At 63.2% G+C, this 2,686-nt stretch carries 1 protein-coding gene; it reads right to left on the bottom strand.

Features of this window, described 5'->3' with window-relative positions:
* Positions 1–143: 143 nt before the first annotated feature.
* Positions 144–1,166, bottom strand: a complete 1,023-nt coding sequence (locus ABZ453_RS50930; RefSeq protein WP_359026862.1) for an aldo/keto reductase — start codon at positions 1,164–1,166, stop codon at positions 144–146.
* Positions 1,167–2,686: the final 1,520 nt, after the last annotated feature.

Below are 2,686 nucleotides of genomic sequence, written 5' to 3'. Positions count from 1 at the left end.
CCGGTCTCCGTCACGATGCGTACCGCCCCCTCACGAAACTCCGCCGTGAACTTCCGACGCTTCTCCGCCATGACACTCAACTTCCCCTGCTGTCACGGCTCCACGCTACGAGGGGAACCTCAACTTGCTGTGCCCGTCGTCCATCATGCGTCGCTGTTGGATCCTGCCACTCGGCTGGACCGGTACTCATGCAGTGCAGTGCGGCACCGCCAATAGGCCTTAGGTGGCGCTGTCGCTTCGGCCAGTCGCGAAAGCTGTGCGGCGGTGAGGCGGATGCCTTTCGCCGCGATGTTCATCGCTAGCTGTGAGGCGGTCGTGGTGTTAGTCAGGACGAGATCGGCCCAGGGATGGCGAAAGACAGCTGCCAAGGCGACTGCCTCGCGCGCGGTACCGGTCTCCAAGGCAACCTGATCGACCACTGCTGCGGCCCGGGTGTGCGCGATGCGTCCGTTGGCCGTTGCATCTTTCACGGTGACCACGCATCCAGCCGCATGCGCCTCTGCCAACGCGGGCTCCGCGGAAGTTTCCAGCACGTTATAGGTCGACGCGATGCTACGGAATAAAGGCAGCTCGCCTACCCTGATAGCCAGCGCAGCGCGGATTATGTCGGCCTGGTCAGGGCCGCTGGTGGACAGGCCAATCATCACTCCGGAAGCGGCGAGTTCCGCGAGTTGACCGTGCAACCGGTGGTTGGTCAGGGCCGCGCTGTGGAGGCTCGAGGCATCGATCTGGTAGAGATCGAGTCGTCCATGGAGCAGGGCGCGGTCTTCGGCGATCTGTCGACGGTAGGCGGCTGTGACGTTGTCTATGTAACGGTGGGCCGCCTCGGCCGTGGCCCGCCATCCGTCCGTGTACGTTGAGCCCCATTGACCGCCGGCGCCGGTGTACGCAAAACCCCACTTGCTGCAGATCACTAAATCTTCCACGTCTGGCCGCTGTTCTAGCCATGCTGTTAGCGACTCGGCGGTTTGTCCGTAGGAGCGGCCCGCGTCTATATATCGCAGGCCGCCAGCATAGACTGTATCCAGTAAAGTGAATAAGCGCTCTGATAGCACGCCGCTGCCAAAAGCGATAGGTTTGGAATAGTAGACTGAGGCTAGGTCTAAACCGATACGCTGGGCTGGCGCGGTTGCAAGGCGTTCCTGGACCCGTGCGGGGATATTCACGATTTCTCCATTCTTTCGTCGTAATGGCAGGATGTCTCACGTGGCGCTTTTCGCGAGCTTAGGTCCTTCAGCCTGAGTAAACGCCGTTGTGGGTGAGCGTGCCGCTGCCGGCAAACCACTGCCGAGCAGGAGAGTCCCGGGCAAAAAGTTGGCGGATACGACGTCAGCGATTCAGCGCGACAGGGAGCATCTCGAACGGGTTGATCGGGCCGGCTCCCATCAGGTACTAGCCTGCGGCGCCGATGTGCGGCGCGGAATAGTAGCGGTCGCTACCGCACTAGCTGAGCCGTGGCATGGGGTAGCCACAATGCCCAACCCGTCGTATTGGGGCGTAGTGCGGAGACGACGATTCAGAAGGCTGGCTGTACGACAGTCCGTGCCCGACCGAACAGGACGCTTGCCGGGCCTTCCGCCCGCTGCGACGGCACCGGCGGGCTTCGCCGTGGTCTTGGCGGACCGTCTCGTCCAATACCGAGAAGGTCATGGCCAGGACGGCCGGGTCGAAGAACGGGCCGCACGTGCTGCTCATGACCTACAGAAAGCGGCCGCATGCGCTGCCGCCACCCCCGCCCGGAAAGTTCTGCTCCAGGTCCGGTCGCACCAAGGGCCCCGGGCAGACTGCCATCCCCGGAGCCCTTCCTTGCTGAGTCCAGCTGTCCGGGCGGGGGCTTTCGGGCCCGCGGACGCTCCCGGCTCAGTTCGAGGCGGACACGGCCTACCGCCAACTTGCCCGCTGCGGCAATCTGCATGTTTAAAAATGATGGCCTTCGCAACTCGGTGCAGCGCTTCTCGTTAAACCATCTGCTCCTAGTGCGCTTGGAGATCATCATTGTTCGCGCAATACTGCACTAGAGCCAAATGGCATGAATCTGATTTAGTGGCTGCGATGTGCACCGCGGGTGTCATTCACGGCGGGAGTGTCTGACTTGTTGAATCGACCGCAGGCGCTCGGTCTGGAGCCGTAGTGTCCGTGTCCAGGGTGCCGGTCGGCACTGGCTCGTGTAGTGTCTTGCCGCCATGCGGGCTGGCTCATTGACAGCGTGCCGCCGCCGTCCGGCACCCGCGCGGTGTGGCTCGACAGAGGCATGAATGTGTGTGACTGCTACTTCAAGTTCAGAGTGCTCACCGCACATTTCTGCCCGTCAGCCGCCAGGTCAGGATGCGTATGATCATCATCGGAGCCCGGACCGGGCGCGCGTCGAGAACGGCGGAGTGCGCGCCCAGAAACCCGTGGCGCCCGCCGTACTCCGCCCGGCTCAGTGAGCTTCTTCAGAGTGACCACCGATCGAGTGACGACCTCGTGGTCGACCCCTCGGCTGAGTCGCAGGTGAGGAGACAGTCAGCCGAAAGGTGCCCATCACTCTGATGTGTGACTGTTGAAATCGCTCAGTCCTTCACGGGCGTCTTGCCCAGGGTGTCGTCCACCCCCGCCCGCCGGGACCGGGACCGCGGCCGCCGTGCTGTCGTCGTCGGTGTTGATGCGCTCGATGACGGCCAGCCGGTCCGGGGTGTCCTCGGGC

The organism is Streptomyces sp. NPDC005799 (assembly GCF_040630525.1).
Lineage (GTDB): Bacteria > Actinomycetota > Actinomycetes > Streptomycetales > Streptomycetaceae > Streptomyces > Streptomyces griseorubiginosus_B.
Note: the sequence above shows the minus strand (reverse complement) of the source record. Positions and strands in the feature narration are given on the sequence as shown.